The sequence below is a fragment of the Kitasatospora sp. NPDC114501 genome (genome assembly GCF_055633695.1).
Window position 1 is genome coordinate 123,461 of the sequence record NZ_JBVKDS010000016.1, and the last position, 18,033, is coordinate 141,493.

Annotated in this window: 17 protein-coding genes; 7 read left to right on the forward strand and 10 right to left on the reverse strand. The window is 74.0% G+C overall.

The genetic code is table 11. The features are described from left to right. Positions 1-112: 112 nt before the first annotated feature. Positions 113-2,170 (reverse strand): GAF domain-containing sensor histidine kinase, encoded by a 2,058-nt coding sequence (locus tag ACZ7RU_RS28050; protein WP_470343748.1) that lies wholly within the window; start codon positions 2,168-2,170, stop codon positions 113-115. 193 nt (positions 2,171-2,363) lie between these two features. Here ACZ7RU_RS28050 and ACZ7RU_RS28055 point away from each other — a divergent pair, with 193 nt between their 5' ends. Both ACZ7RU_RS28055 and ACZ7RU_RS28060 read left to right on the forward strand, forming a co-directional pair. Further along, entirely contained in the window at positions 2,364-2,756 is a 393-nt protein-coding gene (locus tag ACZ7RU_RS28055) for a DUF302 domain-containing protein (protein ID WP_470343749.1), read from the forward strand. 10 nt (positions 2,757-2,766) lie between these two features. Continuing rightward, entirely contained in the window at positions 2,767-3,642 is an 876-nt protein-coding gene (locus ACZ7RU_RS28060) for a universal stress protein (RefSeq protein ID WP_470343750.1), read from the forward strand. Between the two features lie 178 nt (positions 3,643-3,820). Here ACZ7RU_RS28060 and ACZ7RU_RS28065 read toward each other — a convergent pair whose 3' ends face one another. Beyond that, positions 3,821-4,498 (reverse strand): TetR/AcrR family transcriptional regulator, encoded by a 678-nt coding sequence (locus tag ACZ7RU_RS28065; protein WP_470343751.1) that lies wholly within the window; start codon positions 4,496-4,498, stop codon positions 3,821-3,823. A gap of 167 nt (positions 4,499-4,665) precedes the next feature. On the opposite strand from ACZ7RU_RS28065, the gene ACZ7RU_RS28070 reads away from it, so the two are divergent. The 3 genes from ACZ7RU_RS28070 (at position 4,666) to ACZ7RU_RS28080 (ending at position 7,775) form a co-directional block, all read left to right on the forward strand. Beyond that, a complete protein-coding gene (locus ACZ7RU_RS28070; protein WP_470343752.1) occupies positions 4,666-5,685 on the forward strand; it encodes an alpha/beta hydrolase in 1,020 nt (339 codons plus the stop codon). A gap of 64 nt (positions 5,686-5,749) precedes the next feature. Next, positions 5,750-6,526, forward strand: a complete 777-nt coding sequence (locus ACZ7RU_RS28075; protein WP_470343753.1) for an NAD(P)-binding domain-containing protein — start codon at positions 5,750-5,752, stop codon at positions 6,524-6,526. Positions 6,527-6,686: 160 nt separating this feature from the next. Further along, the gene (locus ACZ7RU_RS28080) at positions 6,687-7,775 is read left to right on the forward strand and encodes a branched-chain amino acid aminotransferase (protein WP_470343754.1); all 1,089 of its coding nucleotides are present in this window, start codon (positions 6,687-6,689) and stop codon (positions 7,773-7,775) included. Positions 7,776-7,866: 91 nt separating this feature from the next. On the opposite strand, the gene ACZ7RU_RS28085 is transcribed toward ACZ7RU_RS28080, so the two are convergent. The 8 genes from ACZ7RU_RS28085 to ACZ7RU_RS28120 all read right to left on the reverse strand — a co-directional run bounded on the left by ACZ7RU_RS28085 (position 7,867) and on the right by ACZ7RU_RS28120 (position 15,679). After that, positions 7,867-9,450 carry a long-chain-fatty-acid--CoA ligase gene (locus tag ACZ7RU_RS28085; protein WP_470343755.1) on the reverse strand — a complete coding sequence of 528 codons (1,584 nt, stop codon included), beginning with the start codon at positions 9,448-9,450 and terminating at the stop codon, positions 7,867-7,869. Between the two features lie 34 nt (positions 9,451-9,484). Continuing rightward, positions 9,485-10,402 carry an alpha/beta hydrolase family protein gene (locus ACZ7RU_RS28090; protein ID WP_470343756.1) on the reverse strand — a complete coding sequence of 306 codons (918 nt, stop codon included), beginning with the start codon at positions 10,400-10,402 and terminating at the stop codon, positions 9,485-9,487. Beyond that, the gene (locus tag ACZ7RU_RS28095; RefSeq protein ID WP_470343757.1) at positions 10,399-11,391 is read right to left on the reverse strand and encodes a beta-ketoacyl-ACP synthase 3; all 993 of its coding nucleotides are present in this window, start codon (positions 11,389-11,391) and stop codon (positions 10,399-10,401) included. The genes ACZ7RU_RS28090 and ACZ7RU_RS28095 overlap by 4 nt, the downstream gene beginning before the upstream one ends. Continuing rightward, positions 11,388-12,200, reverse strand: coding sequence for an enoyl-ACP reductase FabI (gene fabI / locus ACZ7RU_RS28100; protein ID WP_470343758.1), 813 nt, complete (start codon positions 12,198-12,200; stop codon positions 11,388-11,390). The genes ACZ7RU_RS28095 and fabI overlap by 4 nt, the downstream gene beginning before the upstream one ends. Next, the gene (locus ACZ7RU_RS28105) at positions 12,200-13,450 is read right to left on the reverse strand and encodes a beta-ketoacyl-[acyl-carrier-protein] synthase family protein (protein WP_470343759.1); all 1,251 of its coding nucleotides are present in this window, start codon (positions 13,448-13,450) and stop codon (positions 12,200-12,202) included. Before ACZ7RU_RS28105 ends, fabI begins: the two co-directional genes overlap by 1 nt. After that, entirely contained in the window at positions 13,447-13,701 is a 255-nt protein-coding gene (locus ACZ7RU_RS28110) for an acyl carrier protein (RefSeq protein ID WP_387755827.1), read from the reverse strand. Before ACZ7RU_RS28110 ends, ACZ7RU_RS28105 begins: the two co-directional genes overlap by 4 nt. A gap of 91 nt (positions 13,702-13,792) precedes the next feature. Further along, entirely contained in the window at positions 13,793-14,911 is a 1,119-nt protein-coding gene (locus ACZ7RU_RS28115) for a radical SAM protein (RefSeq protein ID WP_470343760.1), read from the reverse strand. Positions 14,912-14,959: 48 nt separating this feature from the next. Further along, entirely contained in the window at positions 14,960-15,679 is a 720-nt protein-coding gene (locus tag ACZ7RU_RS28120; RefSeq protein ID WP_401103502.1) for a Phenylacetic acid catabolic protein, read from the reverse strand. Between the two features lie 398 nt (positions 15,680-16,077). On the opposite strand from ACZ7RU_RS28120, the gene ACZ7RU_RS28125 reads away from it, so the two are divergent. After that, the gene (locus ACZ7RU_RS28125; RefSeq protein ID WP_470343761.1) at positions 16,078-16,536 is read left to right on the forward strand and encodes a PaaI family thioesterase; all 459 of its coding nucleotides are present in this window, start codon (positions 16,078-16,080) and stop codon (positions 16,534-16,536) included. Positions 16,537-16,724: 188 nt separating this feature from the next. Next, positions 16,725-18,011, forward strand: a complete 1,287-nt coding sequence (locus tag ACZ7RU_RS28130; RefSeq protein WP_470343762.1) for an MFS transporter — start codon at positions 16,725-16,727, stop codon at positions 18,009-18,011. Positions 18,012-18,033: the final 22 nt, after the last annotated feature.

An 18,033-nucleotide genomic window follows, 5' to 3' on the forward strand; every position in this document is an offset into this window, starting at 1 on the left:
ACCACCCGTCGCCGGGGGCCCTCTCGTGTGCGGGGTCCTTCCCGACGACGCGGCGAGGTGCGTACCCCGGCGCCGCGGGCCCGACCGGAGCCGTCGGACACGCCCGGTGCCCTCAGCCACCGGCCGGACGGCACGGGAGCACCGCGTGCACCCGGGTGCCATGGCTCAGGGCGTCCACGGTGCACCTGCCGCCGATCTCCGCGGCCCGCTCGGACATCGACCGGAGCCCCACCCCCGGGCGCTCCGGGAGAGCGTGGGCCGGCCCCCGTCCGTCGTCCTCGATGTCGAGCCCCAGCTGCCCGTCGTCCACCCGGACGGACACCGCGGCGCTGCTCGCCCGGGCATGGCGCAGCACGTTGTTGAGCGCCTCCGCGGTGATCCGGTAGACCGCGACCTCGACGGCCGCGGGCAGCGCCGGCAGCGGGTCGGGCGACAGTCGGGTGGTGACGGCGAGGTCCGGGCCGCTGAACGTCTCGGCGAGCCGGCTCAACGCCAGGGACAGTCCGTAGTCGCCCAGCGCGGTGGGCCCCAGCCGGTCGGTGATCCGCCGGACCTCCCGGACCGCCGAGGCCAGGTCGTCCGCGACCCGGTCCAGCACGGCGGGGAAGAGCGCCGGATCCTCCACCGCGGAGGCGGCTTGGAGGCGGAGCCGCAACCCGGCCAGCATCGGGCCGAGGCCGTCGTGGATGTCCCGGCGCAGCTGGCGGCGCTCCTCCTCGCGGGCCGCGACGATCTGCTCGCGGCTGGCCCGCAGGTCCTCCGTCAGCTGGAGCGAGGCGACGGCCGGCGCGGCCTGGTCGGCGAGCGAGCGCAGGACGTCGCGGTCGCTGTCGTCGAGCACCCGCTGGCCCTGGCGCGGGGCCACGGCGAGCCGTCCGATCCGCTCCCCGCGGTGCACCAGCGGGAAGTCCTCGCCACCGCCGGAGAGCTTCCCGACGGCGGCCAGCGACCGTTCGCCGCCGCGCGTGGAGACGGTCAACTCCACTGCGGGCAGACGGAGTTCGTCACTGACGGTACGGCACAGCACGGTCGGCACCTGCTGCGGGTCGACGGTCTGGCTGACCCGGCCGGCCAGGCTGCGCAGCACCTGGTACGGCTGCGCGCGCGAGCCGTAGTACCAGTGGTCGACGACGCCGGAGGCCCAGCGCACGCCCCGGGGCAGGCCGACCGCGAGCAGGAACACCGCGGCCACCACCACCAGCGCCCCGAGGCCGCGGCCGGGCATCAGCATGGTGGAGAGCAGACAGGCCACCACCACGAAGACCACGGCCAGCCCGGCGGCCACCAGCAGGCCGACCAGTACCCGCCGGGCGGACCGGTCGAGCCTCCAGGACCCGTCCCGGACCACGACGGCGGCCAGGGTGACCGTCCACAGCGCCGAGGTGACCGCGAACGCGGTGTAGGCGGCCGTGCCCTGGTCGAAGTAGTAGCCGAGTTCGGCTCCGCCCCACAGCAGGTAGACGCCGAGGCCGATCAGCACGTGCTGCCGGCGCCGCCGCGACACCCCGCGCGTGCGGGCGAGCGGGACGAGCAGCACCAGGACGGCCAGCGCGGCGTACACGGCGAGCTGGGTGTCGAGCATCCGGTCGTTGAAGCCCTGCAGCCAGTTCGCGAGGCCGCTGCCCGCGAACGGGTTGGGCCGACCGAACACGGTGGGCTCGGAGACGTAGTAGCTGGCCGGGGGCAGCCGCCACAGGGCCACGGCCCCGATCGCGAACCACCACCGGCCGCTCGGCAGCTTCCCGTACGGCAGCCACAGCGGCAGCGCGTGCCACAGGGCGCCGTTGACGGTGTCGCACAGCGACGACAGGACCACCACCGCCCCGACGGCGTGCGGGCTGCCCCCCTCGACCCAGATCGGGGCCTCGGCGGCGAGCGGGACGATCGACGTCAGCCCGTACGCGAGCAGCACCCAGCCGAGCTGGTTCCCGGGCCGGTGGGCGTGCAGCAGCACTCCGCCCGCGACGGCGGCGAGGCCGTAGCCGAGCACCGCCAGGTTGTGCGCGGGCACCGAGACCCCGGCGGCGCCGAGGTGGCTCAGCACGTACCCGGCCCACAGGCCGCCGGCCACCAGGCAGACGAGCGCGCACAGCCCGGCCGCGGCCAGTTGCCGCTCCGCCGGACCGGACCGTGGCCGCCACCAGGCTCTTCGCGTGATCTCCGCAGCCATGTTCCGCCCTCCTCGCCGGGCCCCTCCGGATCTCTGCAGTCTGCGACACCCGTTGTCCCGGGCGCATGAGGCAGCGGCCCCGCCGGCCCGCGTGGCGGCCGTTCGCCCTCGGTGCGGTCCGCTCCGAGAGGCGGCCGGCCCGGCGCCCGCCGATACTGGGGCCGCCCGGATTCTCACGTCCTACGGAGGAACCATGGACTACGGTCTCGGCGTACGGCTCGACCAGCCGTTCGCACAGGCGGTGGAGGCGGTCACCGCCGCGCTCAAGGAGCAGGGCTTCGGCGTCCTGACCACCATCGACGTCCGGGCGACCCTGCGGGAGAAGATCGGCGCGGAGATCGAGGACTACCTGATCCTCGGCGCCTGCAACCCCGCCCTCGCCCACCGCGCGCTCCAGGCCGACCGCCGCATCGGGCTGCTGCTGCCCTGCAACGTGGTGGTCCGGGCGGACGGCGGTGCCACGGTGGTGGAGGCCGTCGACCCGCAGACGATGGTCACCCTGGCGGGCCCCGGGGGCGGGCTCGGCGGCGTCGCGGACGAGGCGGCGCAGCGGCTGAACGCCGCCCTGGACACCCTGCGCGGATGAGGAGCAGACCATGACCGAGCCCGCCGCCACGGAACCCGTCCCCACCGAACTCGTGGTCGTCGGATACGACGGCTCCCCCGAAAGCCTCGCCGCCATCGAGTGGGCCGCCCACGAGGCCCGGCGCCGCGCCTGCCCGCTGGATGTCCTCCAGGCCTGGCCGTGGCCGCGCCAGGACGTGGTCGGCAGCGAGGAGACCTACCGACACGCGATGGACCGACTGGCGCTCAGGACCGAGGAGGTGCGCCCGCTCGCCGGGCCCGGGCCGGTCACCTCGTCGATCGTCCCGACCGACCCGGCCGAGGCCCTGGAGGCGGCCGGGAACTCGGCCGCCCTGCTCGTCCTGGGCTCACGCGGCCTCGGCGCGGTGCGCGGCTTCCTGGTCGGCTCGGTGAGCCAGGAGGTGCTGCGCCGGGCGAGCTGCCCGGTGGTGCTCGTCCGGGCGGAGGCGGCCGAGCCCGAGGGCCCGGTCCTGGTGGGCCTCGACCTGACCCACCCGATGGACGACGTCCTGGCCTTCGCCTTCGACGCCGCCGTCCGGCGCCGGGCCCCGCTGAGGGTGGTGCACATCTGGTCCCCGCCGGTCGCCAGCGAGTACATGGCGCTCCAGGCCGTCGGCGGACTGAAGGGCGAACTCTCCGCCGTCGAGCGGACCCGCTTCGCCGAACAGCTGGACCCCTGGCGCGAGCGCCACCCCGAGGTGTCCGTGACCGCCGACCTGATCCAGGGCAGCCGCTCCGCCGCCCTGGTGGACGCGGCGACCGGAGCCCGCCTCCTCGTCGTCGGCCGCCGCATCCGCCGCACCCTGATCGGCGCCCACCTGGGCCCCGTCGCCCACGCCGCGATCCACCACGTGCAGTGCCCCGTGGCCCTCGTCCCGCACACCTGACTCGGGCTACGGGCGCGGGAGGACCGAGGGGTAGTGGCGGAGCTGTTTCACGCTCAGCCGGCAGAGGCGGGCGAAGCGGCCGATGGTGAGGAGGTCTTGGACGCGCACGGGCCCATCGTGGACCCTCCCGCCGTGGGAGGGTCCATCCCGGGCCCCTCCCGGGAGGGGCAGCCCGCGGTCAGCGGGTCTCGGCCTCGATCTGGGCCTCGATCTCCGTCTCGATCTGGGCGAGGTGGGCGGCCAGGATCTCCTCGAAGGCGGCCTGGCGGTCCACCCCCAGGGGGCGGATGTCGCGGGCGAAGTGGGCGAGGGCGGGGAAGCGGTCGGGGTCGGCGCCGAGGACGGCGACGCGGAACTGCTCCATGCCCTGGTCGTACTCCTCGGAGGTGATGCTGCCGATTCCGGCCTCGGCGGCGATCAGGGCGGAGAGCAGGACGATGATCCGGTGGTAGCAGGCCGGGATCCGCTCGTCGGGCAGGCCTGACGAGCGCAGGGCTTGCAGCACCTCTTCCATGGCCAGCCGTGAGCCGGCGCCGCCCGAGGCGTAGCGCCCCCAGATCGCGGCCACCTGGGGCTGCCGGCCGAAGGCCTCCCGTAGGCGCAGGGCCAGGGTGGTGATGCGCTGCTTCCAGTCGCCTTCCGGCCGGTAGCCGTCCAGGGCGGCCACCAGGATGCGGTCGGCGAGCGACCGCAGCAGTTCGGTCTTGTTGCGGAAGTGCCGGTAGAGGCTGGAGGAGTCGGTGCCGAGCGCGGCGGCGAGTCTGCGCACGCTGAACGACTCGGCGTCGCCCGTGCGCAGCAGGTCCGCTGCCGCGTCCAGGATCTCCTCGGTCGACCAACGTCTGCGGCCTGCCATGCCACCCCTCTCGTCGGGAGTCAGTGTAACGAATGGTCAAAGGAGTGCACCCGGCGATGCACTCGCCATTGCACGCGGCGCGTGCATAATGAGATCGCGAGCCCGTTCCACCCCGCACGACCACCACGACGCGCCCGGCCGCCGGCCGGGGAAGGGGAGCAGGAGACATGAGCGACGCCACGAAAGCCATGAATGCCGCAGGCGCCATGAGCGCCGCGCAGCCGCCTGAGCCGGACTTCTCGGCGATATCCGCCGAGGAGCTGGTCGCCTACCGCGAGGCGGAGAACCGCTTCCGGGCCTCCGCCGCGGCCCGGGTGGCGACCGGGGAGCCCGCCCCCGGTGTCGCGATCCGCTGGGAGCGGGTGGCGCTGCCCGGCCGGGACCTGCCGGTCCGGGTGTACCGGCCGTCGGCCGAGGACGGCCGACCGGAGGCCGGCCGCACCGCGCTGCCGCTCGTCCTGCACGTCCACGGCGGCGCCTTCGTGGGGACGGCCCCGCAGAGCGACTGGATCAACAGCCATGTCGCCGCCGACCTGGGCGCGGTCGTCGTCTCGGTCGAGCACCGGCTGCTCGACCACACGACCCCGCTGTCGGCGGCGGTCGAGGACGGCTGGGACACCCTCCGGCACGTGCTGCGGAGCGCCGGGCGGTGGGGCGTCGACCCGGCGCGTGCGGCCGTGCTCGGGGAGAGCTGCGGCGGGCTGGTCTGCGCCCTGGCCGCGATCCGGGCCGCAGAGGCCGGACTGCCGCTCAGGGCGCAGGTGCTGGTCAACCCCGCCGTGGACGTGACCGCGTCGATGTTCGCCTGTCCCTCGGCCGTCGAGTACGGCGAGGCCACCCACGTCATGCCGAAGCTGGAGCTGTTCCGTCGGCTCGCCGCCCCGGCCGGCACCGACGCCCGCGCGCTCTCGCCGCTGTACGCGGACGGCCTGGACGGCCTGGACGGCCTGGCCCCGGCGCTCGTGGTGGTGCCGACCCACGACGCGGTGGCCGACCACGGCCGCCGCTACGCCGAGCGGCTGCGGTCGGCCGGCGTCTCCGTGCGGCTCACCGAGTACCCGGGCGCCCCGCACGCGTTCCTCAGCCTGCCGGGCCTGGTGCCGCAGGCCGCGGCCGCCCGGACCGAGATCATCGGGTTCCTCGGTTCGGCCCTCGGCGCGGGCACCGCGGGGGTTACAGCCCAGTGAGGGCGCCGCGACGGGTATGACAGTCTGATCCGTCGGACCATCGGAACCGACGGAGGCAGTCATCGTGAAGCGCATCGGCATCATCGGAGTGGGCGAGATCGGCCGGGCGATCGTGATGGGGCTGCGCCACGGGGAGGAGGCGGGGCCGGAGGTCCTGCTCTCCCCGCGGGGTGCCCGGACCGCCGCCGAGCTGGCCGAACGGTACGAGGGCGTGCGGGTGTGCGCCGACAACCAGGAGGTCGTGGACGGATCCGACCTGGTGATCGTCGCGCTGCGCCGGCAGGACTGGCGCGGGGCCCTGGCCGGGCTGGAGGTGCCCGGCGACCGGATCGTGGTCAACGTGATCCCCGGCGTAGGCACCGAGGAGCTGCGCCGGGTGCTGGCCACCGACGCGACGGTGACCCACGCCATTCCACTGCCGCCCATCCGCGAGCGCCGCTCGGTCACCGTGGTCCACCCCTCGCACCCCGACGTGGACGCCTTCTTCGAACGGCTGGGCGGGGCCCTGCCGGTGGCGGACGAGGCGGCGCTCAACGTGCTGTCCGCGCTGACCTCGACGCTCACCACCCACTACGCGTTCCTCACCACGCTGGTCTCCTGGGCAGCCGACCAGGGCGTCCCCGCCGAGGACGCCGACCGGTTCGTCCGCGGCGTCTTCCAGGAGGTGGGCCGCTCGCTGGGTGACGGGGCCCACTCGCTGGAGCGTCTCGCGGCCGACCACGAGACGCCGGGCGGGAGCAACGAGCGCATCCGTACCACCTGGTTCGACCAGGCGAACTCCGATGCGCTGCGGACCGCCCTGGACGGGCTCGTCACCGACCTCCACGCCGGCCACCGGTAGGACGGATCCCCGGAGCCGTCGGTCCCCTCGGGGCCGGCGGCTCCCCGCTCGTCGGGTCGCGCCGTATCCCGTCCGGCTGACGACCGTTAGCATGACGGGTATGACGCCGGTCATTGGCGTCGGTTCGCACAGATTCCACAGCGGTTTCGAGGAGTTGACGATGAGTCGCGCTTTCCCTCTGTCCCGGACGACCGATCCCGTCCCCGAGGAGGAGCGACGCACCATCCTCGCCGCGCCGGGGTTCGGCAGGTTCTTCACCGACCACATGGCCTCGGCCACCTGGACGCCCGCCGAGGGCTGGCACGACCGCAAGGTCTCCGCGCTGGTGCCGTACTCGCTGCACCCGAGCGCCGCCGTGCTGCACTACGCCCAGGAGATCTTCGAGGGGCTGAAGGCCTACCGCCACGCCGACGGCAGCGTCTGGCTGTTCCGCCCGGAGTTCAACGCCCGCCGCTTCGCCCGCTCCGCCGAGCGGCTCGCCCTGCCGGTGCTGCCGGAGGAGGACTTCCTCGCCAGCGTCGAGGAGTTGGTCCGCGCGGACGAGGCATGGGTGCCGGGCTCCGGTGACGAGAAGAGCCTCTACCTGCGGCCGTTCATGTTCGCCGCGGAGGCCTTCCTCGGCGTGCGGCCCGCCGAGGAGATCGCCTACTCGGTGATCGCCAGTCCGGCCGGCCCGTACTTCGCCGGCGGTGTCACGGGCATCACGCTCTGGGTCAGCAGCAACTACACCCGCGCCGGGCGGGGCGGCACCGGCGCCGCCAAGTGCGGCGGCAACTACGCCTCCAGCCTGGCCGCGCAGCTGGAGTCCCGCAAGCACGGCTGCGACCAGGTGCTGTTCCTGGACGACACCGGCGGCGAGGGCGACCTGGAGGAGTCCGGCACGATGAACCTGTGCCTGGTCACCTCGGCCGGCGAGCTGGTCACCCCCGCGCTCGGCAACATCCTCGACGGGGTGACCCGGGACTCGATCCTGGCCCTGGCGGGCGAGTTCGGGCTGACCCGGGTGGAGCGCTCGATCACCCTCTCCGAGCTGCGGACCGGTGCCGCCGACGGCACGGTCACCGAGGTGTTCGCCGCCGGGACGGCCGCGGTGATCACCCCGATCGTCGGCTTCAAGGGCGAGGGCTACGAGTTCACCGTCGGCAACGGCACGCCCGGCAAGCAGACCCTCGCGCTCCGCGAGCACATGCTGGACATCCAGTACGGGCGCGCCGAGGACGTCCACGGCTGGATGCGCCGGGTGGTCTGACCACCGGGGGGGCGGCCCGACCGGGCCGCCCGGCCCGGCGGCCACGACCGACGGCCACGACCCGCGACCGGGTATCGGCGGCCGGCCCAGCTCAACTGCCTTCGGGCACCACGACCTCACGCTTGAGGATCTTTCCGGTCGGTCCCTTGGGCAGCGCGTCCACCGTCCAGACCAGCCGCGGGTACTTGTACGGGGCCACCCGCTCCCGGACGAAACCGCGGATCTCCTCCGGGGTCGCCGACGCGCCCTCGCGCAGGACCACGGCGGCGGCCACCTCCTGGCCGTGGACGGGGTGGGGGACGCCGATCACCGTGGCCTCGGCCACCGCCGGGTGCTCGTACAGCACGTCCTCCACCTCCCTCGGGTAGACGTTGAAGCCGCCCCGGATGATCAGGTCCTTGCGGCGGTCGACGATCCGGAAGTCGCCCCGCGCGTCGCGGGTGCCGAGGTCCCCGGTGTACAGCCAGCCGTCCCGGACGGTCTGCGCGGTGGTGTCCGGCCGGCGCCAGTAGCCCTTCATCACGTTGTGGCCCTCGATCACCACCTCGCCGACCGTGCCGTCCGGCACCTCCGTACCGGACTCGTCGACGATCCGCATCCGTACGCCCTCGATCGGGATGCCGATGGTGCCCGCGATCCGCTCCCGGTCGCTCCGGTTGGCGCAGGCCAGCGGCGAGGACTCGGACAGGCCGTAGCCCTCCAGCACCACGCAGTCGAAGTCGGCCTCGAAGCCGCGCAGCACCTCCGGCGGCATCGGCGCGCCGCCGGCCAGGCAGACCCGCAGCGAGGAGACGTCGTACCCGGCGCGCTGCGGGTGGGTCAGCATCAGGGTGTACATGGTCGGGACGCCGAGGAAGACGCTCACCCGGTCGCGCCGGATCACCGAGAGCGCGACGAGCGGGTCGAAGCGCGGCACCAGGGTCATGCACGCGCCCACGGACACCGCGCAGTTGAGGCCGATCACCTGGCCGAAGGAGTGGAACAGCGGCAGCCCGCCGAAGATCACGTCGCCCTCGACCAGCCCCAGCACCTGGACCCCGGCCCGGACGTTGCACACGATGTTGCGGTGGGTCAGCTCGGCGCCCTTGGGAGCACCGGTGGTGCCGGAGGTGTAGAGGATGACCGCGGTGTCCTCTCCCCCGCGTCGCCCGCGTCCCCCGGTCTCCGGCGGCCCGGCCGGCTGGTCCGCGAGCGTCGCGGCCAGGGCGGCCGGCTCGACGGTGACCAGCCGGGTGCCGGTGCGCCGGGCGCCCTCGACCGCGTGCTCGGCGCCGGCGTGCCAGGCGAGCAGCACGGCGGCCCCGGCGTCGGCGAGGCAGTGCTCGATCTCCCGGGACTTCAGCAGCGGGTTCATCGGGACGACCACCGCCCCGGCGCGCAGGATGCCGTAGTACAGCACCGCGAACTCCGGCACGTTGGGCAGCAGGACGGCCACCCGGTCGCCGGGCCCGACGCCGAGGGCGACCAGCCAGTGCGCGGCCCGGGCGCTGCGCGCCTCCAGGTCGGCGAAGCTCAGCACCTGCTCGTCGAGCCGCAGGACGGGGCGCTCCGGACAGCGTGCGGCGGTCGCGGCCAGCAGGTCGGGGACGGCGTGCGGCAGGTCGGGACAGGGGAGGCCGGGGCCGTCGGGCAACAGGTCGGTGCTTCTGTCGGACGGGTCGGGGACGGCGGGCATGCGGGCGCTCCTCGGTACAGGCTCGGTCTCATCGTCATACGGTCGGACGGACGCCGCCGCGCGGAGCGGCGGTCGCGGCGGTTCCCGCGGCGGTGGCGAGCATCCACGGGGCGATCCGCTCCACCAGCCCGCGGTTGTGCCGGATCCAGCGGAAGTGGTCCAGCTCGCGGCCGTCCGCCCGCTCGGCGGTGTAGCTCCAGCGCTCCACCCGGGCCGACGGCAGCTTGGCGCACAGGTGGTCGACGGCCCGCGGCGGCGCGAGCTCGTCGCCCTGCACGTCCACCGCGAGCACCGGCAGGTCGACCCGGGCCAGCGCCCGTTCGTAGTCGGCGACCGCGCCGCGCACCCGGTAGCGGCCGGTGCGCATCTGCCGCGCCCAGTCCCGCATCAGCCGGGCCGACTCGCGGCCGCCGAAGCCGAACCGCTCGCCCGGCCAGTGGCCGACCGCCGCCGAGGCGACGATCGAGAACTGGCTCAGCGCCAGCCGCCGCAGGCCCGCCCGGAGCCCGAAGGTCCGGTACCAGGCCGATCCGCTGGCCACCAGCACCGCGCCGGCGAGCCGGGGGCGGAAGACGCCGCAGTGCACCAGGCCCAGCTGCCCGCCCAGGCTGTGCCCGAGCAGGAACCGCGGCGCACCCGGGAACGCCCCGGCCACAGCGTCGAGCACTGCCCCGAAGTCGTGCTCCACCAGTTCGCGGAAGCCGAAGGCGACCCCGCGCCGCGGCTCCGGCCGGCTCTCGCCGTGGCCGCGCAGGTCGCAGGTGGCCACGCTCAGTCCGGCCGCGTGCAGGGCGCGGACCAGCGGGGTGTAGTGCCGGGCGGCCGTCCCCATCGCCGGCAGGACGATCACCACCGGCGCGGCCGGCTCGGGCCGGGCCAGCGCCCGGACGGTGAGCCGGGCCCCGTCCGGCGCGGCGATCTCGGCGATCACGGGGAACCGGGGGGTCTTCACGCCCGCGCCTCCCGGTCGACGGACCCGGCCCCGGACCCGGACCCGGCACCGGCGCCCGGCCGCCAGCCGATCACCCCGGCGCCCCAGGTGATGCCCGCGCCGAACGCGGCGAGACCGAGCAGCTTCGGGCCGTCCAGCAGGCCCTCCTCGCGGGCGTGGGTCAGGCCCAGCGGGATCGAGGCCGCCGAGGTGTTGGCGACCCGGTGGACGTTCAGGTAGAGCCGCTCCGGGGGCAGCCCCACCTCCTTGCCGACCGCGCGCACGATCCGGGCGTTGGCCTGGTGGGCGACGAACAGGTCGAGGTCCTCGCAGGTCAGGCTGCGCCGGGCGAGCACCTCCCGGGTGGCGGCGGACATCTTCTCCACCGCGTGGTCGAAGACCTCCCGGCCGTCCATCCGCAGCTTGCGGTCCTCCCGGTCGGCGTAGAGCAGCGGGATCTGCTCGCCGTCGCTGCCCAGCGAGAAGCACGGCTCGGGCGCGCCGGGCACGTCGGCGACCACGGCGGCGCCCGCGCCGTCGGCCAGCAGCACCGCGGTGCCGCGGTCCTCGTGGTCGGTGATCCGGGTCAGCGCGTCGGCGCCGCAGACCAGCACCGCCTCGGCCCGGCCGGTCTCGATCAGCGCGGCGGCGTGGTCCAGGCCGTAGACGAACCCGGCGCAGGCGGCGTGCAGGTCGAAGGCGACGGCCTGCGGCAGGCCGAGCCGGGCGGCGACCTCCACCGACACCCCGGGGGTGACCCGGTCCGGGGTGATGGTGGCGACCACGACGTGCCGGATGCTCGCGGCGGTCCGCCCTGAGCCGCGCAGCGCCTGCTCGGCGGCGGCCACCGCGAGGTCGGCGAGTCGGCCGTCCGGCGCCAGGAAGCGGCGCTCCCGGATGCCGGTCCGTTTGACGATCCACTCCGGGGAGGCGCCGATCCGCTCGAAGTGCTCGTTGGGGACGACGCGTTCGGGCAGGGCGGCGCCCACGCCGACGATGGCGGCCGTCATGCCGCACCTCCGTCGGCGAAGGCCGGGCCGGTGCCCATCCGGACGGCGTGCATGCCGCCGTCGGCGTGCAGGATCTCCCCGCTGACGGTCGCGGCGAGGTCGGAGAGCAGGAACAGCACCGGTCCGACCACCACGGCCGGATCGGTGCGGTCCCAGCCGAGCGGGGCCTCGGCCTGCCAGCGGTCGGCGATCCGGTCGAAGGTGCTGATCGCCTGTCCGGCGACGGTCTCGACCGGGCCGGCCGCGACCAGGTTGACCCGGATGCCGGACGGGCCGAGGTACATCGCCAGGTAGCGGCAGACCGCGCCGAGCGCCGCCTTGCTCACGCCCATCCAGTCGTAGCCGGCCCAGGCGCCGCTGGCGTCGAAGTCCAGTCCGACGACGCTGCCGCGCCGCCCGTCCGCACTGAGCAGCGGGGCGAGCGCGGTGGCCAGCGAGTGCAGCGAGACGGCGGCGGTGCGCAGCGCGAGGCCGGCGGCTTCCGGCGGGGTGGTGAGGAAGTTGCCGCTCAGCGCGGTCTGTTGGGCGGCGGCGACGGCGTGCAGGACGCCGTCGACCCCGCCCCAGCGCTGTTCGAGTTCCTTGACGAGTCGGGCGAAGTCCTCGGGCCGGGTGACGTCCAGGTCCAGCACCTCGGTGGGGCGGGGCAGGACCTCCGCCGCCTTCTCGGTGATCCGCCGGGCCCGGCCGAAGCCGGTGAGCAGGACTTCCGCGCCCGCTTCCTGGAGTGCCCTGGCGGTGTGCCACGCGATGGAGTCCTGGTTGAGCACCCCGGTGATCAGATAGCGGCGTCCGTGGAAGCCGAGCATCACTCCTGGCCTTTCGTCGTACCGGTGGTCCCCGGGGCGGCGGCCGCCGCCAGCACCAGGGCCGCGTTGTGGCCGCCGAACCCGAAGGAGGTGGAGAGCCCCGCCCGGCGCCCGCCCGGCAGGGTGGGGCCGGCGAGCGGGGTGGCCTGGCGGATCAGGTTGAGCGGGCCGAGCTTCTCGTCCGGTTCGCGCAGCCCGACGGTGGGCGGGGCGGTGGCGTGGCGCAGCGCCTGGAGGGTGGCGATGGCCTCGACGGCGCCGGCCGCGCCGAAGAGGTGGCCGGTGCAGGACTTGGTGGAGGAGAGCGGGACCTCCTCCACGGCCGGTCCGAGGGCCAGTCGCAGGGCGTCGCACTCCGACCGGTCGTTGAGGACGGTCCCGGTGCCGTGGGCGTTGAGGTAGCCGAGCTGTCCCGGGGTGATTCCGGCCGCGTCGAGTGCCAGGGTGACGGCGCGGGCCGCGGGTTCGCCGGTCGGGTCGGGGGCGGTGAGGTGGTGGGCGTCGCAGGTGGCGCCGTAGCCGAGGACCTCGCCGAGCACGGTGGCGCCCCGGGCGGCGGCGCCTGCCTCGGTCTCCAGCACCAGGATTCCGGCGCCCTCGCCGATCAGCAGGCCGTCCCGGTCTCGGTCGAAGGGCACCGAGCGGCCGCTCTCGGACAGCGCCCCGGCGGTCCGGAAGGCGGCCCGTACGAGGTCGGAGGTGGAGGCCTCGGCGCCGCCGACGACGACCGCGTCGGCCGCTCCGGCGGCGAGCAGCAGCAGGGCGGTGCCGATCGCCTGGGTGGCGCTGCTGCACGCCGAGGCCAGGCAGAGCGCCTCGCCCCGCAGGCCGTGGCGCTGGGCGATCTGCGAGGCCGCGGCGTTGGCCATCATGGCGGGCACCATGAGCGGGGAGACGAACTCCCCGCCCTGCTGCCGGAGCACCTCGCTCTGGGTCTCGAAGCTCGCCGTCCCGCCGAGCGCGCAGCCCACGACGCAGGCGATCCGCTCGGCGGGGTACGGCAGCGGGCCGTCCGTCCATCCCGCCTGGGCCAGGGCCTCGGCGGCGGCCACGAGGGCGAGCTGGGTGAAGCGGTCGGTGCGGCGGATCCGCTGGCGCGACAGGTGGTCGGCGGGCCGGAAGTCCCGGCACAGCCCGAGCCCGTCGGTGAGCCCGCTCTCGCCGGCCACCGCGCGCCGGTGCAGCTCGTCGGCGCCCACCCCGAGCGGGGTGACCGCGCCCAGGCCCGTGACGACGGCCCGGGGCCTCACTCCAGCCCGGCCTTCCGGCGGCACAGGGCGAGCACCTCGCCGACGGTGTACAGCTGGTCGAAGTCCTTGGGCTTGACCGGGACGCCGAGCTGCTTGCGGATGGACTGGCTGAGTTCGACCATGTCGAGCGAGTCGATCTCCAGCTCGTCCAGCGCGGCGTCGTCGACGATGCTCTCGCGTTCGACGCCGAGGTCGACCAGGGCGTCGACGACGAAGTTCTCGATGGCGCTGCGGTCCAGTGTGTCGGGCATGGCTCTCCTCGTCCGCGCGGGGCGGCGGTGGCGGTGCGGGGGACGTACGGGTGGTGCGTGCGGTCGGGCGGCGCGGGCAGGCGGCGCGGGCTCAGGCCGTGGTGCCGGCCTTGGAGGCGTGGTACGGCGCCCAGTGCCACTGCCGCCAGTAGCTCTCGGCGATGTCCAGCCACTGCTCCAGCCGGGCGGCGTCGTCCAGGAAGCGGTTCGCGCTGACCACCAGCCAGCTGTAGACGGCCTGGCTGTCCCGGCAGCCGCCGCAGTCGCCGGAGGTGCAGCAGAACTGGAGCGACTCGTAGTCGGCGCCCCAGACGTTGAAGCCGGGGATGACCGGGTTGCCGTTGGCGACGCGGTCCTCGTGCTCGGGGGCGTCGACGCTGAGGCTGGGGCAGACGTCGTAGCCGAAACTGCCGCCCCAGTGCGTGCGGCCGGTCACCAGGGTCCGGATGAAGTACGGGTGGCTCACCACCGCGTGCGGGTACAGGTCCTTGACCCGCTGCGCCTCGTCCAGCACCCGCTGCTCGTTGGCGATCTTCAGCGGGGTCTCGGTGCCGTGCTCGCTGTAGAAGTTGAAGGTGACGATGTTGCCGTTCTCGGCGATCTTCCGCACGGTGGGCTCGATGTGCTCGACGCCGGCCTCGGAGAGCGCGTAGATGAACAGCACCCGCTGGTCGTCGCGGTAGTGCGAGAGCGCGGTGTCGAACAGGCCGGTGAACTTCGAGCCGTTGACCCGGATCGCGCGCAGGTCGTCGTCGAGCGGGCCGCCGCCGAAGATGCTGACCGCGATGGCGATCTTCTCGAAGCCCTGCTTGGGCATCGGGCGCAGGCCGTTGGTGGAGATGGTGATGTACGGCAGCTGTTCGACGAAGGCCTCGACCCGGCGCGGGACGAGGGTGGGCTCGCCGCCGATCAGGGTGGCCTGGTTGACGCCGTCGTCGGCGAGCTTGCGGGCGAAGGCCCGGATCCGGTCCAGGTCGGACAGTTCCTTGACGGCGGTGTCGAAGCCGCCCTCGAAGTACCAGCAGCCCTTGCAGCGGATGTTGCAGGTGTTGGTGAGGTGGACCTCGCAGGAGCGGACCTCGCGGCCCAGCCGGCGCAGCCGGTGCAGGCGTTCGGCCAGGTCGGGCCGGTCGGCGATGAGTTCGGCGGTGCGCGCCTTGGCCTCGCGTCGGCTCAGCGGGCGCTGTTCGATGGTGACGGGTGTTGCCATGACGGTGGGCTCCTCGGGAGTCGCGGGATCGGCGTGCTGCTGTTCCTGCTACTCCGGGAGGCGCAGTCCCAGGTTCTTGATGCGCGGGGTGACCTTCTCCCGCCACAAGTCGCAGGCCTGGCCGTTGGTGGTCTGCCGCAGGCCGAAGCGGACGGCCAGCTTGGCGCGCTCGGAGCGCGGGCTGCCGAAGATCCGGATGAAGGTCGGCCACAGCCGGTCCAGGGCCTGCTGGAGCTGCTCGCGGCCGTCGTCGGTGGCGGCGAGGTTGCGGCACACCCGGGCGCCGTGGGCGATGTGCACCTTCTCGTCGAGGATGATCGTGCGGACGGCGTCCGCCCAGGGCCGGTAGCTGCTCTGCGCGAACTCGGAGATCATCACCATCGCGGTCTCCTCCCCGATGTAGGAGAAGATCCCGCGCTCGGCCCAGGTGGTGCAGGTGTGGAACTCCTGGGCGCGGAAGAGGTTCCGCTCGGCCAGGGTCTGGGTCTCCATGTAGCCGGTGTCCACGCCGATCTCCGCGAGGACCCGCTTGCCGATCTTGTAGTGGTCGTACTCCTCGGCGGCGCGCTCGGCGCAGACCTGCCGCTCCTCCGCGTCGGGAGCCAGCGGCAGGAAGACCTGCACGTAGTCGTCGCCGCCGGAGAGCTCCCCCTCGGTGTTGACGACCATGCCGCGGATCGCGATCTCCCGGTACTCCTCCGGCATCGCCAGGAACTCGTCGGGAGTGCGGACCACCACCGCCTCGTCGTCCAGAATGGAAATACCCATGGCGCAACACCCCGTTCTGAAGAAGGACGCTGAAGCAGGACATGGTCGGGTGTGAGCGGCCGGGGGCCCGCTTCCGCCGAGGCCCTCGATGACGACCACAAGGAAAAGACGCCGCCCCCCAGCGGCCGGCGGAGCGCCGCGTCGGCTCCGCTGAACTTCCTCGGAGCGTAGGTGCTGCATTTTGGGCCGAACAAGGTCCCTTCTGAACCATGCCGGGCGGATTCGGCCATCCGGCACCGCCGGAGCGGCTGGTTCCGGTCCCGTCGGCACCTGCGCGACATGCGCAATTCCCTTTTCCGTAACGGATCTTGGGGGTTGACCACGGCAAACGAAGCTGGCCGGAAGCAGGCCTGGACCGTCCCGGGCGTACCGCCGGGCCGACCATTACGCTGAGCCCCATGACCACCGACTCGAACACGGCGGTCGCCACCGTCGACGTCCTCCTGGGCCCCGATCGGCTGAACGACCTGATCGCCGGCCAGTTCCCCGACTACGCCGCCTGCCGGGTGACCGAGGTGGACGGCCGGACCCTGACCATGGCGGTGGACGGCGACCGGCTGCGCACCCGCCCGGGCGGCACCGTCTCGGGCCCGGAGCAGGCCGGCCTGTGCGACCTGGCCGCGTTCCTCCTGATCAACGCCCGGCTCGGGCCCACCCTGATGGCGCTGACCAGTTCGCTGCAGATCAGCTTCCTGAACCGGCCGCGGCCCGGGGCGCTGCGCGTGCACGCCAGGACGGCCAAGTTCGGGCGCCGACTGTGCGTGGTGCTGGCCGAGCTGCTGGACGCCGACGACGTGCTGGTGGCCAGCGCCACGCTGACCTACGCGATCCCGCCGGCCCGCCCCGGGACGGCCTGACGCCACCCCCACCCCCTGTCCGTACGCCAACAACTCGCCAGGGTGGCGCGAAAGGTGACAGCAAGTCGGCCGAACTCGCGATCTTTCGGACAGGAAACGATCTAGGCATTGATCTCCGGCCCGGCCACCTCTAGGTTGCGGTGCAATGTCACACTGAACGGCCATACGGGATGCCCGGGGGGACCACGGTGTCGGACACCGCATTGGAAGCACCGCACCAGGCCGCGAGCAGGCTGCCCCGGGTCTTCTACCGGCTGGCCGCAGGCGACGCCCTGAACACGTACGGGAGCCAGCTCGACCTGGTCGCCCTGAGCCTGTTCGCCTACGAGGCGGCCGGCAACGCCCTCGGCACGGCCGGGTACCTGGTGCTGCGACTGGGCGGCGGCGTCGTCGGCGGGCTGGTCGCCGGGCGGCTGGTGGCCCGGCTGGAGCGCCGGAGGCTGATGACGGGCTGCGCCCTGGCCCAGGCGCTGGCGCTGGTCGTCGTCGCCCTCGTCCCGGCCCCGCTGCGCATCCCCGTCCTCTACCCGCTCGCCCTGGTCCTCGGCGGCGCCGCCGCGGTGGCCGCCGTCGCCCTGCGGACCAGCATCCCCGAGATGGTCGGCGCCGAGCGCCGGGCCCGCGCCAACAGCCTGATGGCGAGCTGCCGTTCCACCGCGATGGTGCTCGGCTTCGCCTCCGCCGGCGTGGTGGTGGCCTGGGCCGGGTTCCGAGCCGCGCTGCTCATCGACGCGGCCAGCTTCGTCCTGTTCGGGGCACTGGTGATCCGACTGCCCCTGCCCACCCGGGCCGCACCGGTACAGGAGCCCGCGGACCGGTCGGACGAGCCCGGGGCCGCCCAGCCGGACGAACCCGCGCCGAAGGCCGGGAAGCGCGGCTCCCGGTGGCAGGCCCTGGTCGTCCTGCGGGCCGCTCCGGTGGTGGGCGCCATGGCGGGGATCCGGCTGCTGGACGCCTTCGGCTCCGCCGCCCACAACATCAGCCTTCCGGTCTTCGCCAACCAGTCCTCCCCCGGCAACCCGGCCGCCCTGCTCGGCACCTTCTGGGCCACCTGGGCGGTCGGCAACCTCTGCGCCCAGCAACTGGTCTCCCGGTTCATGCTGCGCCGGGGCATCGAGCCCGGCGAGCGCGGCTTCGCGCTGGGCACCTGCCTGATGTCCGTCTGCTTCATCCTGATCTTCACCGACCTGCCGACCCCGCTCTTCCTGGTGGTCGCGATCGGCGCAGGCCTCGGCGACGGCTTCACCGAGATCTCCTACACCACCCGGATCCAGGCCCTCGCCGACGAGCGGCGCGGCGAGGCGTTCGGCATCCTCGCCTCCGCCGAGAACATCGGCATGGGCACCGGGATGCTGCTGAGCGGCTCGCTGCTCACCCTGCTCAGCCCGCTCACCGTGGTCGGCGTCTCGCACGCCGTCCCGATCGTGCTGGCGCTCGCCTTCCTGGTGCTGGTCGCCCGCACCCGCCGCCGCTGACCGCCCGGCCCCCACGTCGCGC